This window comes from Christiangramia sabulilitoris, from assembly GCF_007050985.1.
Taxonomy (GTDB): Bacteria; Bacteroidota; Bacteroidia; order Flavobacteriales; family Flavobacteriaceae; genus Christiangramia; species Christiangramia sabulilitoris.
In genome coordinates this window covers 258,856-273,122 of sequence record NZ_VHSF01000002.1, presented here as the reverse complement: position 1 = coordinate 273,122, position 14,267 = coordinate 258,856, and the positions used below count along the sequence as shown (strand labels likewise).

General features: G+C 40.7%; 11 protein-coding genes. 7 read left to right on the top strand and 4 right to left on the bottom strand.

The window, feature by feature from the left end:
- Positions 1-112: 112 nt before the first annotated feature.
- From bshC to FGM01_RS07645, 6 genes are all read left to right on the top strand, one after another.
- Entirely contained in the window at positions 113-1,729 is a 1,617-nt protein-coding gene (bshC, locus tag FGM01_RS07670; RefSeq protein ID WP_143411055.1) for a bacillithiol biosynthesis cysteine-adding enzyme BshC, read from the top strand.
- 1 nt (position 1,730) lies between these two features.
- Complete coding sequence (locus tag FGM01_RS07665; protein ID WP_143411054.1) at positions 1,731-3,095, top strand: pyridoxal phosphate-dependent decarboxylase family protein; 1,365 nt, start codon at positions 1,731-1,733, stop codon at positions 3,093-3,095.
- A gap of 112 nt (positions 3,096-3,207) precedes the next feature.
- Positions 3,208-4,737 (top strand): glutamine-hydrolyzing GMP synthase, encoded by a 1,530-nt coding sequence (guaA, locus tag FGM01_RS07660; RefSeq protein WP_143410575.1) that lies wholly within the window; start codon positions 3,208-3,210, stop codon positions 4,735-4,737.
- A 33-nt stretch (positions 4,738-4,770) separates the two neighbouring features.
- Positions 4,771-6,750 carry a LysM peptidoglycan-binding domain-containing protein gene (locus tag FGM01_RS07655; RefSeq protein WP_143410574.1) on the top strand — a complete coding sequence of 660 codons (1,980 nt, stop codon included), beginning with the start codon at positions 4,771-4,773 and terminating at the stop codon, positions 6,748-6,750.
- Positions 6,740-7,141 carry an OsmC family protein gene (locus FGM01_RS07650; RefSeq protein WP_143410572.1) on the top strand — a complete coding sequence of 134 codons (402 nt, stop codon included), beginning with the start codon at positions 6,740-6,742 and terminating at the stop codon, positions 7,139-7,141. Before FGM01_RS07655 ends, FGM01_RS07650 begins: the two co-directional genes overlap by 11 nt.
- A complete protein-coding gene (locus FGM01_RS07645; RefSeq protein WP_143410570.1) occupies positions 7,138-7,683 on the top strand; it encodes a DUF922 domain-containing protein in 546 nt (181 codons plus the stop codon). The genes FGM01_RS07650 and FGM01_RS07645 overlap by 4 nt, the downstream gene beginning before the upstream one ends.
- On the opposite strand, the gene FGM01_RS07640 is transcribed toward FGM01_RS07645, so the two are convergent.
- From FGM01_RS07640 to FGM01_RS07625, 4 genes are all read right to left on the bottom strand, one after another.
- Positions 7,680-8,627: an NAD(P)H-dependent flavin oxidoreductase gene (locus tag FGM01_RS07640; RefSeq protein ID WP_143410568.1), complete on the bottom strand. Its 948-nt coding sequence runs from the start codon at positions 8,625-8,627 to the stop codon at positions 7,680-7,682. The two genes, FGM01_RS07645 and FGM01_RS07640, sit on opposite strands and share 4 nt — an antisense overlap.
- Complete coding sequence (locus FGM01_RS07635; protein ID WP_143410567.1) at positions 8,627-10,222, bottom strand: S8 family serine peptidase; 1,596 nt, start codon at positions 10,220-10,222, stop codon at positions 8,627-8,629. Before FGM01_RS07635 ends, FGM01_RS07640 begins: the two co-directional genes overlap by 1 nt.
- A gap of 23 nt (positions 10,223-10,245) precedes the next feature.
- Positions 10,246-11,433 (bottom strand): tRNA 2-thiouridine(34) synthase MnmA, encoded by a 1,188-nt coding sequence (gene mnmA, locus FGM01_RS07630; RefSeq protein WP_143410565.1) that lies wholly within the window; start codon positions 11,431-11,433, stop codon positions 10,246-10,248.
- A gap of 112 nt (positions 11,434-11,545) precedes the next feature.
- Positions 11,546-11,947 carry a lipocalin-like domain-containing protein gene (locus tag FGM01_RS07625; protein ID WP_143410564.1) on the bottom strand — a complete coding sequence of 134 codons (402 nt, stop codon included), beginning with the start codon at positions 11,945-11,947 and terminating at the stop codon, positions 11,546-11,548.
- A gap of 407 nt (positions 11,948-12,354) precedes the next feature.
- Here FGM01_RS07625 and FGM01_RS07620 point away from each other — a divergent pair, with 407 nt between their 5' ends.
- On the top strand, positions 12,355-14,265 hold the full coding sequence (locus FGM01_RS07620; protein ID WP_143410563.1) for a fasciclin domain-containing protein: 1,911 nt from the start codon (positions 12,355-12,357) through the stop codon (positions 14,263-14,265).
- Positions 14,266-14,267 lie beyond the last annotated feature (2 nt).

Below are 14,267 nucleotides of genomic sequence, written 5' to 3'. Positions count from 1 at the left end.
AAGATTTTATTTTTGAATAAGCCGAGTAAAGATAGCATCTAGGCTTGAATTAACTAAAATTTAGGGAATAAAATACCTATCTTCGATATCTTTGCAAACAGATTTAAAATTTATGCCAACCGATTGTATTTCGTATTCCGAAACCAATTATTTTACCGCTTTAATTCTTGACTATCTCTCTGAAAAAAAGGAATTAAGCGATCTCTATATCAGATTTCCAAAACTAGATCAATTTGAAGCTCAGATCAATGAGAAACAAGATACCTATGATCATCATATAAGGAAGGATCTGGTTGAGGTATTACAGCATCAATATGCAGGGTTAGAAACTTCTGCTATAACCCGCGATCATATTGAATCGCTAAAACGCAACAATACATTTACCGTCACTACGGGGCACCAATTAAATTTATTTACGGGTCCGTTATATTTTTTATATAAGATCGTGTCTACGATTAACCTAGCCGAGAGATTAAAACAAAAATTTCCGGATAAGGATTTTGTACCGGTTTACTGGATGGCTACTGAAGATCACGATTTTGAAGAGATCAATTTTTTCAACCTTAACGGAAAAAAATTCAAATGGAATAATGCCGATAAACGAGCGGGTAAAACAGCGGTAGGGAGCCTTTCTACCGAAGGTCTTCAAGAGGTCTATAAACTTTTTTCAGCTGAAATCGGGTCTGGTAATAATGCAGATTTTCTGAAAGAGCTGTTTAAAAAGGCCTACCTGGACCACGACAATTTAACCGATGCAACTCGCTATATAGCCAATGAACTTTTTTCCGATTATGGCCTGGTCATTCTTTCCGCCGGGGATAAAAGATTAAAAAAGCACTTTATCCCCTATGTAAAGAATGAGCTTTTAGAGCAGGTGTCTTATAAGAAAACGTCCAGTACCGTTGAAAAATTAAACTCGCTGGGTTATAGTGTACAGGTGAATCCCCGGGAAATCAACCTATTCTACCTTACTGATGAATTAAGGGAGCGAATAATTTTTCGGGACGGAAAATTCTTTATTCATGATACTAGCATTTCCTGGTCTAAGGATGATTTATTAAACGAATTAAAAAATCATCCGGAACGCTTTAGTCCTAATGTAATGATGAGGCCGTTATATCAGGAAGTGATACTTCCTAACCTCTGCTATATTGGCGGCGGTGGAGAACTGGCCTACTGGCTGGAGCTAAAGGATTATTTTGAGGCAGAAGAAGTGAGCTTTCCCATGTTATTATTGCGTAATTCGGCTTTGCTTCAATCTAAGAAACAAAATTCAAAAAGAGAAAGGCTCGATATATCCCTGCCGGAACTATTCCTGAAACAGCATGAATTGATCAACCGTAAAGTTCGGAAGATCTCGAATATCAATATCGATTTTTCCAATCAAAAAGAACACCTGGTCAAACAGTTTCAACAGATGTATGATCTAGCCGAAAAAACAGATGAATCTTTTCTTGGAGCTGTAAAAGCACAGGAAGTGAAACAATTGAAGGGCCTGGACAAACTTGAAAAAAGATTGCTGAAAGCTCAAAAAAGAAAATTAAAGGATGAGGTGGAGCGAATCGCGGCACTTCAGAATGATTTATTTCCAAACAGAAGCCTTCAGGAACGGCAGACAAATTTTTCAGAATTTTATGCCGAGTATGGCAAAGACCTGATAGTAAAATTAAAGGAAGAACTGGATCCACTTGATTCCAACTTTAAAATTCTCACTTTTGGAAAAAAATAGAATGCATACCATAGATATGGACCTGGTAGAAATGACCCTGGACGTCATGAAATATACCATAGACCGTATCTCCAATATCACACCCGAACTGGGTGCTCCCAAAAAAGAAGAAGAACTCCTTAGAATAGTAGGAGAAACTATCACCCCAGAGGGAATCGGAGGGGAAAATGCCTTTCAGTTATTCCGAGATGTACTTGTGAAGGCTACCGTACCTATAGATCATCCGAGACACCTGGCTTTTGTTCCTGCAGCTCCTACGCGGGCGGCGATCATGTTCGACCTGGTAACCTCTGCCTCCAGTATACATGGTGCTTACTGGATGGAAGGTGCCGGTGGTATATTTTGTGAGAACCAGGCGATGAAATGGCTGGTTTCGCTTACCGGTCTTCCGGAAACTGCGTTTGGGGTATTTACCAGTGGTGGTACGGCGGCGAATCTTTCTGCGCTGGTAACCGCCCGTGAAGAATGGAGAGAACAAAAACCAGATTTCGCCAGGGAACGTGCATTATTAATGACCTCTACCGGGGCGCATAGTTCAATAAAATCCATGGCGAAAGTAATGGATGCAGATGTCTATTTAATAGACTCAGATGAGGAATATCTTTCCGGGGATCAATTAAAAGATGCGGTGCATAATTTAAATGAGGCAGACAGGAATCGTCTTTTTGCGGTGGTTGCGACCGGTGGAACCACCAATGCCGGGATTATTGATGATCTGCAATCTGTGGCAGATTTCTGTGAACAGGAAAAGATCTGGTTGCACGTAGACTGCGCTTATGGTGGAGGTGCCTTGGCGGCAGATTCTGTACGCCATTTATTCAACGGGATTGAGAAAGCAGACAGTATTACCATAGATCCTCATAAATGGCTGTTTTCTCCTTATGATTGTGGTGCTGTGATCTATAAAGATCTGGAACTTGCTAAAAAAGCCCATTCCCAGAAGGGTGCTTATCTGGAAATCTTTAAAGATGAAGGCGCACAGGGATTTAACCCGGCAGACTACCAGATACAGTTAACCCGCAGGCTTCGCGGAATGCCTTTATGGTTTTCTCTGGCCATGCACGGAACTAATAAATACAAAGAAGCGATTGAACGGGGGATTGAACTTGCACAGATCGCAGCAGAAAAGGTCAAAAAAGATCCTAACCTTGAATTAATGCGACCTGCCAGTCTCTCTGTTGTACTATTTAAAAGGAAGGGCTGGACCGCTGAAGATTACCGGGACTGGACTTATAAAAACCACAATGCAGGATTTGCATTGGTGACTCCTTCTATCTGGAAAGATGAAAGCGTGGTTCGTTTCTGCTTTATAAATCCAGATACCACCGAGAAAGATATTGATGAGATCTTGGAAACCCTTCACTGATTGGTTTTGATGCAGACCTTATTGATCCAAATTGATAATCCAGGGGCTTTTATTAAGTTTAATTTAATTGGTTCACGGGTTTTATTTTAGCCTCAATTTCCTATTTTTGCGCATGCAAAACAACGTACTCATCCTGGACTTTGGCTCACAATACACGCAGCTTATCGCGCGAAGAGTTAGAGAGCTGAATATCTACTGCGAAATTTACCCTTATCATAAAATCCCTGAAGACCTGTCTACGTTTAAGGCGGTTGTTCTTTCGGGAAGCCCGTTTTCGGTTAGAGCTGATGATGCCCCGCATCCGGATCTTTCCCAGATACGTGGAAAACTGCCAATTCTTGCGGTTTGTTATGGCGCCCAATATTTCGCCCATTTTCACGGCGGAAAAGTGGAGCCTTCAGATACCAGGGAGTATGGAAGGGCAAACCTTACTGTAATCAAGGATGCTGAGCCGTTATTTGAAAATATCAAGGAGAATTCTCAGGTTTGGATGAGTCATAGTGATTCTATAATAGAATTGCCTGAAAATGCCGTGCGCCTGGCCAGTACTTCAGATGTTTTAAATGCAGCCTATAGAATTGAAGGGGAGGAAACCTATGCTATACAGTTTCATCCGGAAGTATATCACTCCACAGACGGGAAACAGCTGCTGGAGAATTTCCTGGTGAATATTGCAGGGACTAAACAAAGCTGGACCCCGGGTGCCTTTGTGGACCTGACGGTTTCAGAATTAAAAGAAAAAATAGGAGATGATAAGGTGGTGCTTGGCCTTAGTGGAGGAGTAGACTCAACAGTTGCTGCAGTTTTACTTCATAAAGCCATTGGTAAGAACCTGTATTGTATTTTCGTAAATAACGGACTGCTTAGAAAAAATGAGTTCGAAGGAGTGCTGGATCAATACAAGCATATGGGACTTAATGTGAAAGGTGTAGATGCTTCGGCACGATTCCTGGATGCATTAAAAGGACTAAGCGATCCTGAAGAGAAACGTAAAGCTATCGGGAATTCTTTTATCGAGGTTTTTGATGATGAGGCACATGGAATAGAAGATGTGGTTTACCTGGCCCAGGGTACCATCTATCCCGATGTGATCGAATCTGTTTCAGTTAACGGACCTTCAGTGACCATAAAGTCACATCATAACGTGGGAGGTTTACCCGATTTCATGAAATTAAAAGTGGTAGAACCACTTAGAATGCTGTTTAAGGATGAGGTTAGAAGAGTAGGGAAGGAACTAGGGATAGACAAGGAGTTACTGGGAAGACACCCATTCCCGGGACCTGGCCTGGCTATAAGGATACTAGGTGATATCACCGCCGAAAAAGTTCGAATCCTTCAGGAAGTAGATCATATCTTTATCCAGGGGTTAAGAGACTGGATGTTATATGATAAAGTTTGGCAGGCTGGTGCGATCCTGCTGCCAATTCAGTCTGTGGGAGTAATGGGAGATGAGAGAACTTATGAGCAGGTAGTAGCGCTAAGAGCTGTGGAATCTACCGACGGTATGACCGCAGATTGGGTTAATTTGCCTTATGAGTTCTTGCAAAAGACGTCCAATACAATAATAAACCGGGTGAAAGGCGTTAATAGAGTGGTATATGATATCAGTTCAAAACCGCCTGCTACTATTGAGTGGGAATAATTATATTGTAATTGCAACCTAAATCGAAAAGTAATGAAGTACCTGTTTGTAATATGTTTTCTTTTTCAGATTTATTCTACTTCGGCTCATGCCCAGGCGTATAAATATCATACTGTAAAGAAAGGGGAGACCGTTTTTAGTATTTCCCGGTCTTATAATATAGCGGAAGAAGATATATACAAATACAATCCGGATGCTAAAGCCGGGATAGGGGTAAACGAAAAACTGGTCATTCCGGTAAGTGACTCAAAACCTTCGGAAAACACTGTTGCAAATTCTACAAAATTCAAGGAGCATAAGGTCAAAAAGAAAGAGACCTTGTACAGCTTATCAAAGAAGTACAATGTGGAGATCGATCTTATTAAGAGATACAATAAGCAGCTTTATTCCCGCGGACTTCAAAAGGGCGAAACCATTAATATTCCGGTAGGAGTTAATTCTAGAATATCAGGAAACGAACCTGTAGGCCCTCAGAAAACTTCAGATGTTGCACCAACTTTTAAAGTTCAGAATAATCAGATCACTAAAACCAGGGAGCATATAGTTCTTCCTAAAGAGACTAAATATGGTATAGCCAGGAAATATGGTATGACCGTCAAAGAGCTGAATTCAGTAAATCCAAATGTTGACGAGCTGCAACCTGGTATGATGATAAGGGTAGGAACAGATGTTCTCGAAGATGAACCCGTGATCATCCTGGATGATAGATTTAGTTTTTACGAGGTACAACCTCAGGAAACACTTTTTAGCCTTACCAGGAGATTTGGCGTTAGCATCGATTCATTAAAACAATTGAATCCTGCTTTAAAGGACGGACTCAAATTTGGAATGATTCTTAAGGTGCCTGAAAATCCTGATGGTACATCTGCCGGAGAGAAAGCTTTCGCCGGGATGGACTCTGAAGCCGATACTAAACTGGACTTAAGCAACGCTATAAGTAACCGGAGGACGAAGGAGATTGTTCTGATGTTGCCTTACAACCTTAATAAGATCGAGGAAGATTCATTGAAAGCTTACAGGAACGCGATCATGAATGAGCGTGTGGTAAGGATCTCGCTGGATTTTCAAAGTGGTGTCCTAATGGCTTTGGATAAGGCGAAGTCTATGGGGATTTCTACAAATCTTAGGGTGTACGACACCAAACAAAACGAATCTGAAGTTGCTACCATCATCAATACCAATGACTTTAGTAATGTAGATGCCGTAATTGGACCACTTTTGCAGGATCCTACTGAAGTTGCTGCTTCAAGACTGGAGAACAGGAATATTCCGGTTATCAATCCGCTTTCTAACCGCAGCATGCGAGGTTATCAAAATCTCTTTCAGTCCGTTCCAAGTGAGGAATTTATGAAAAACGCCATGCTGGAATGGATCTCAAAACATGCTGAAGGAAAGAATGTTGTGGTAATTGCCGATGGGAAAGCCTTTAAGATCAAAGGAGAGCTTAACAATATACTTCCAAATGCAAGATCTGTAATTCCTACCGGTAACTATGTTGCAGACCAGGAAATCGAGAGAGTACTAAGTACAGGATCTAATTATGTTATTCTGGAATCTGAAAATGTAAACCTGGTAAGCAGCGTGACTGCTGCATTGAACAGGCTGGCCCGGAATTTTGACATAACGCTGTTAACGACCAATAAGACTAACGCTTTCGAAAATGATATAGTTTCAAATAATCACCTCGGAAATTTGAAATTTCATTATCCTTCGGTAGATAAGGAATATGATTCCCAGGCAACAAAAAGTTTTAATGAGAAATATATCGAAAGATTTGGGGTGGAACCTAACAGGTATGCCGTAAGGGGTTATGATCTAACTATGGATGTACTTCTAAGACTGGCTTCTGCTGAGGATCTTTATGAATCTTTTGTAAAATACCCGGGATATACAGAATATTACGAAAGTAAATTTCACTATCTCCCTAATGAAAATGGTGGATTTACCAACGATGCTATCTATATCTTAAAACTGGACAAGGACCTTACAATTCGTGTAGCAGATGACCTCTAAAGTAAAATATCTTGGTGATCTAAGAACCGAATCTGAACATTTGCAGAGTGGTTCCAAAGTGATTACAGATGCACCGGTAGACAATCATGGAAAGGGAGAAGCTTTTTCTCCAACAGATATGGTCGCAAATTCACTGGCAACCTGTATGCTAACGATCATGGGCATAAAAGCAGAATCGATGGGCTTGGTAATTAAAGGCACTTCTGCTGAGGTAACTAAAGTTATGGCTGCTGAGCCTAGAAGAATTGCGCAGATCGAAATCAATATCAAATTTCCTGAAAAATATAGCGAGAAAGAAGCGAAGATCCTGGAAAACGCCGCTCTCAACTGTCCCGTTTTCCATAGTTTGCATCCGGATATTGAAAAGAACATTTCTTTCACATATTCATGAGAAAATTTAGTCTGCTAGTTATTTGCATTTTCCTTTTTTCCGGAATCACCGCTCAGGAAAAAACAGAGAAGATCAAATGGCAGGCGAACAGACCTCTCAGCTGGAATGATTTTAAGGCAAAACCAGATTATACAAACTCCTATTCAGCAAATACCAATTCGGGATTTAGTTATAGCTGGACTTACAGCACCGCCTCTGGAAAACCTGTTTTAGAACACGAGGTTCATACTAATTTTTATCCGGGTAAATCCTGGGTGAAAGATGTTCAGGATAAAGAATATTTACTGGCGCACGAACAATTACACTTTGATATTTCTGAACTTCATGCCCGGAAATTACGCCGTGAGTTGGAGAATTATATACCGGGTAGAAATATTCGACAGGATCTTAAGAAGATTTATAATTCTATAGAAGCACAGCGCGTAGCCATGCAAAATAAGTTTGATCGGGAAACCTCGCATAGTGCGAACAAAGTAGCAGAGGAGAAATGGAGAGATTTCGTTAGTAAAGAGCTTGAAAAACTGGAGCGCTATTCAAGTTAAAAATCAGCAACTTCTTTTCTGGCGGCTTCAAATTCAGAGATCATCTCTTTCACAATTTCTGCAGCCGGTTTTATCTCATTTATCAAACCCGAGATCTGCCCGATTTCCAGTTCACCTTCTTCCAGGTCACCTTCAAACATGCCTTTTTTAGCTCTTGCTCTGCCCAGCAGATCCTTTAATTCCTCCTTACTTGGTGACCTGGCATATAGTGCCTGGACATCTTCAAAAAATTTGTTTTTCAATAAGCGAACAGGAGCTAATTCTTTTAGGGTTAAAACCGTATCGCCTTCCTCTGCCTCCACGACCATCTGCTTGAAATTTTTATGTGAAGACGCTTCGGGGGTTGCTACGAACCGGCTGCCCACCTGAACGCCATCTGCACCAAGGACCATAGCCGCCAGCATTCCCCTTCCTGTGGCTATTCCTCCCGCCGCGATCAAAGGAATAGAGATCTTTTCTTTTACCATTGGTATCAGGGTAAAAGTCGTGGTTTCATCCCTGCCGTTGTGACCACCTGCCTCAAAACCTTCAGCAACTACGGCATCTACGCCAGCTTCCTGTGATTTTATGGCAAACTTTACGCTGCTTACTACATGTACCACCTTTATTCCATGTTGCTGTAGATGATTTGTCCAGGTTTTAGGATTACCTGCAGAGGTAAATACGATCCCGACTTTCTCTTCGATAATGATCTCCATGATCTTTTCGATCTCAGGATACAACATGGGAACATTCACTGCGAATGGTTTATTCGTGGCCTTTTTGCATTTCTGAATATGCTCCCTCAAAACTTCAGGATACATAGAGCCCGAACCAATGATACCCAGTCCGCCGGCATTAGAAACAGCACTGGCTAATTTCCAGCCACTGGCCCAGATCATTCCTGCCTGGATCAATGGATATTTTATATTGAAAAGTTTGGTGATTTTATTTTTTGATGCCATTATTCTTTGATGATCAGAAATGATTTTTTTGAACTATTTTGTTCAAACATAACAATATAAATACCACTGGAAAAACCGGTAAGGTCTATTTTATCCTTCGTATTTTTTTGATGCAATATTTTCTGTCCTAAAGTATCAAAAACAGTTATATCGAAAGCCAGATCTTCAGGACTTACAAAATTTAAAATATTCTTTACAGGATTAGGAGAAAATATGAAATCTCCAGGGGTAAAATTTTCACTTCCGGTAGACTGATAGGCGGTACTAAGATCAGGAATTCCATAACCAAGCATGGAATTGGGATTTTCATATAAACTGCCGCTTTCCCGCAGTATTTGCATTAATTCAAGATTGGTCCATTCGGGGTTTGCTTGCCATAAACTGGCGGCTGAACCGGCGAGAATAGGAGAGGCGAAGGAAGTGCCACTAGCCACTACCAGGTTTCCAAATTCATCTATTGTAATGATCTCTAGCCCTTGTGCTGCAAGATCTGGCTTGGTCCTTCCGTCTGCAGAGGGGCCAGTAGAACTGAAAAAAGCATATTCACCGTCTTTATCTACTGCGCCAATGGTCAATACATTTGCATCACCGGGAGCCCCAATAATGTTAAAGTTTTCCCGGTCACCGCGGTTGCCTGCAGAAGTTACCACCAGCATTCCTTTTTCTGTAGCAACAGATGCACCGCGAGAGATAAAGGCTGTTTTTCCATCCATATCCTGCGGAGAATAATCATATTTTTCTTCATCAAAGGTGGTATAGCCAAGAGAAGTATTAATAATATCCACACCCAGACTGTCTGCGCGTTCTGCAGCTTCAACCCAGTAGCTTTCTTCCACAGGAGTTTCGGTTGGGGCGATTTCAGTTCTGAAAAGGTAGTAAGAAGCGTCTGGTGCAGTGCCTGTATATTCGTCTTCTAAAAAACCAGCCATGGTAGCCAGGACTACCGTCCCGTGGCCATCTAAATCGGTATTACTGAAATTCGAGGACCTTCCAGGAAAATCGTATCCGCCTAATAATTTCCCCTGAGTTCTTAAGCGGCTAAAAGCCTGCAGGTTATTAACATTGGGAAAACCGGCATCCATCACGGCAATGATGATTCCGTTCCCGGTTAGATCATTTTGATGGAGGTAATCTGTATTCAGCATTTTAACCTGGTTGCCTGCCGGGCCATAGGTAAACTCAACGTTCGCTTCCAGTTTATCAACTTTTTCCAGTTGTTGTAGTGAAGCTCGATTTTCCAGCTCATTGCTGGCAAATTCGATCTTAGATACAAAGTTTAGGGAAGATAAATTTGAAATTTGTTCCAAAGAGCCTATCACATGGACACAATTGAACCATTTAGATTTAGCTTTGACGCTAATTCCTTCCTGGTTTTTTATCTGTGCGATATAGTTTTCGTTCACCGGTACATCCCTTTCATCTATAGGGGTGCCTCTCAGGGATTTTCTTTCTACGGCCCTGGGTGATAGTATGGAATAAGGATCTTCCAGGGCTTCCTGAACATTCGTTTTATTGGTGAAGAAAACCCACGCATGCTCCTGCTGCGCATTTATATTCAGCGATACGAAAAGTATAAGCAGGAAAAATTTTTTCATGTAGTGTTCTAAAGAGTTTCAAATTACGAAATAACTCCAGAACCCAATAATTCCTCATTCCTGTACCAGGCCACGAATTGACCTTCAGTGATTGAAGCCTGGGGATCATCAAAAATCACATACATTCCATTGGAGGTTTGGTAAAGGATGGCATCCTGCAAAGGTTGTCTGTATCTTATCCTTGCTTTTACCCTTAATTCTTCATTTTCATCAATTTGTAGATCTTTTCGAACCCAGTGAATCTCGTCTTCGGTTACAAATAGTCCCTGCCTGTAAATACCCGGATGGTCCTTACCCTGTCCTGTGTAAATAATATTTTCATCAACATCTGTATCAATAACGAACAGCGGTTCCGGGGTGCCTCCAACCGCCAGACCTTTACGCTGGCCTTTGGTGAAATAATGTGCACCCTGATGTTTTCCCACTACTTTCCCGTCCTCCTGTGAGTAATTGAATTTTTTAGAAAGGTGCTTTAACTCTTCCAAGTGAGAATTGAAGCTCACTTCTTCTTCAGAAAAATTAGCTGAATCTGCAGGTACTTCTACGATCACTCCTTCCTTTGGTTTTAATTTTTGCTGAAGAAAATCCGGAAGGCGAACCTTTCCTATAAAGCAAAGTCCCTGGGAATCCTTTTTATCTGCCGTGATCAGATCCTGTTCTGCTGCTATCTTTCTTACTTCAGATTTTTGTAATTCCCCAATCGGGAAAAGAGTCTTTGATAATTGTTCCTGGGTTAACTGGCAAAGGAAATAAGACTGGTCCTTATTATTATCTTCTCCGGAAAGAAGCTGGTAGATCATTTTTCCATCTTTTTCAAACTCAGCCTTCCTGCAATAATGCCCTGTAGCAACATAATCTGCTCCCAGAGATAAAGCGATCTTCATAAAAACGTCAAACTTAATTTCACGATTACAAAGAACATCGGGATTTGGCGTTCTTCCTTTTTCATATTCATTGAACATATAATCAACGATTCGCTCCTTATATTGTTCACTCAGATCAACGGTTTGAAAAGGAATCCCAAGTTTATTGGCCACCATCATCGCATCATTACTATCATCCAGCCACGGGCACTCGTCTGAGATCGTGACCGAGTCGTCGTGCCAGTTCTTCATAAACAGACCAATGACCTCATATCCCTGTTCCTTTAAAAGATAGGCAGATACACTTGAATCTACACCTCCAGACAAACCGACCACTACTTTTTTCATTCTCTTAGATTTGCTTTTTTAATAACCGCTTAAGCAGTCGCATAAGCGGGCACAAAATTACGAAATAAAAAAAGGTGGCGAAAGCCACCTTTAATTACATAACCTGGATTATTTAATTTCTTTGAAAAACAAAATTCGATGCTGTAAAGACATCGGGAACAAAGGTGAACCTGTTATTACTCGAAAAAGTAACCGTCCCTGTTACAGGGTCATCAAATCCCGGTACTAAAAGAGTATATTTTGAATTTTCAGAACTTGTCCATACACCGTTTTCAGTTGCTGAACTACAAATACCATCACTTTCAGAAAAGAAAGTTGATGAAGCAGAGTTATCAGCATTAAAGGTAAGGGTGGATTGTCCAGTACAGTCATCTACCTCGAAACCGGGAACATTATTAGCCTCGACCAACAACCAGGTTCCAACAATATTACCTTCTACTGCTCCTGAGTCATCATCGTCGCTGCAAGCGGTAAAAAGACAAACTGATACTAATAAGATTAATAGCTTTTTCATAATAGTTAGTTTAATTGTTCAAATATATTGATTTTTAGTATTCCTTTCTTCCGTATTCTATTTTCAGTTTCATATACCTTTTTGCGCTACGATACAAAAAATAAACTTTCCTTTTTCAAAGAAATCGGGTTAGAAATTATTAGGAGTTGAAAAAATTTTTCTTGGTGAAAAAATAACTTCAATTCGTAATATTTAAGTCCAGAATTCATTGCTTTTGTGCCCGGTTTCTATCTGTATACCGGGAGAAGTCCAGTTTTTTAAATTTTTAATATGCTGTAAAACAATACATTGAAAAATAAAAAATTAGGGTGTTTAGCGATTTTTAACAAAGATTAAACAGAATTATACGGTTTTTGGTTCTACTTTTATAAAAAGTTAAAACCAATCAATAATTAAAACTTAGAATTATGAATTTTATTTTAAAGAATTTAAAATTGAGTGCCCTGGCGCTTATCATATGCTTAGGTTTTACCGCATGTGATGAGGAGGATGATTTCCAGTTCACAGATGATGTTACTGTAACTCCAGATCCTACAGATGATGTAGTAGAAGCTAATACCATAGTAGATTTTGCCGATGAAAATGGCTTTAGTTCTTTGGTAGCTGCACTGGAAGCTGCTAATTTAACGGCCACCCTGGACGGAGATACAGAATATACCGTATTTGCACCAACAGACGAGGCTTTTGCTGCCTTTCTTACTGCTAACGGCTTTGCTTCTTTAGGTGATGTACCAACAGATGTGCTGGAATTAATACTTCTAAATCATGTCCAGGCTGGAAGTATCCTGTCTACAGATCTTAGTACCGGGTATATCACCAGTTCTGCTGAAGCCGGACCTGATGGAGAAAATGTGAGCCTTTTTATTAATACTGAAGGAGGCGTTACTATAAATGGGGTTAGTACCGTAACCTCTGCAGATAATATTGTAGATAATGGAGTGGTACATGCCGTGGATGCTGTTATAGGTCTTCCAGATGTGACTACTTTTGCAACCGCAGATCCAACATTTTCAATCCTGGTACAGGCGCTGACCAGAGAAGACGATTATAATTATGTCGCTGCTGATGGAACCGGGATCCTACAAACTTCAGGCGATTCTCCAGCTCCTTTTACCGTATTTGCTCCAACAGATGACGCTTTTGTGGCCTTACTGGATGAATTAGGCATGGCCGGACTAGATGATATACCAGCAGACCTTCTGGCAAAAGTTTTAAATTATCATGTAGTTACCGATGCTAACGTGGTTGCGGGCGACCTTACCGATGCCATGGAAGTTACCACCTTTGAATCTGGAACATTCACTATTTATTTAGGAGAAAATGTGACCATCGTAGATGAAAATGATAGGTCTACTACCATTATTGTAACAGATGTACAGGCGACGAATGGCGTTATTCATGCTATTGACAGAGTTTTATTACCGGAAGATGATGCATTTACTCCAGATAATTCGATTGCAGATTTTACCGCAAATAGTGAAAACTATTCATCTTTATTTGCAGCCCTGAGAGCAGCTGATTTATTTTCTGTACTTGACGGGGATACTGAGTATACCGTATTCGCTCCAGATAATGATGCATTTGCCGCGTTCCTTTCAGATATGGGGTTTGCATCCCTGGATGAAGTTCCCGAAGATGTTCTTGAACAGGTACTATTAAATCACGTACAGGCAGGAAGTATAACTGCAGGAGATCTTCAAACAGGTTATTACACAAGTAGTTCAACTGCGGGTCCTGATGGTGAAAATCTAAGTTTATATGTTAATACAGATGGTGGGGTAACCCTGAATGGCGTAAGTACTGTAACCACTGCAGATGTAATGGTTGATAATGGTGTGATTCACGCTGTTGATGCTGTAATTGGCCTTCCAAATGTAGTTACTTTTGCTCTGGCAGATCCTACTTTCTCTATCCTGGTTGATGCTTTAACTCGTGAAGACTCATATACTTTTGTTGATATTCTGTCTTCTCCAGATACAAACACTCCATTTACAGTTTTTGCTCCAACTAATGCGGCTTTTGGAGATCTTTTGACAGATCTGGAATTAAACGCATTAGCAGATCTCGATGCAGATGTGCTTTCTGAAGTCTTATCCTATCACGTGGTAACGGAAGCTAACGCTACCTCTGGTACACTTACAGATGGAATGACTATAACTACCTTCCAGGGTGAAGATGTTACTATCAATGTAGGTGACAATGTAACGGTGACAGATGTGGGTGGAAGAACTGCTACTGTAGTTCTCGCAGATGTGCAGGGAACTAATGGGGTAATTCACGCTATTGATATGGTATTATTGCCAACACTTGATGATTAATT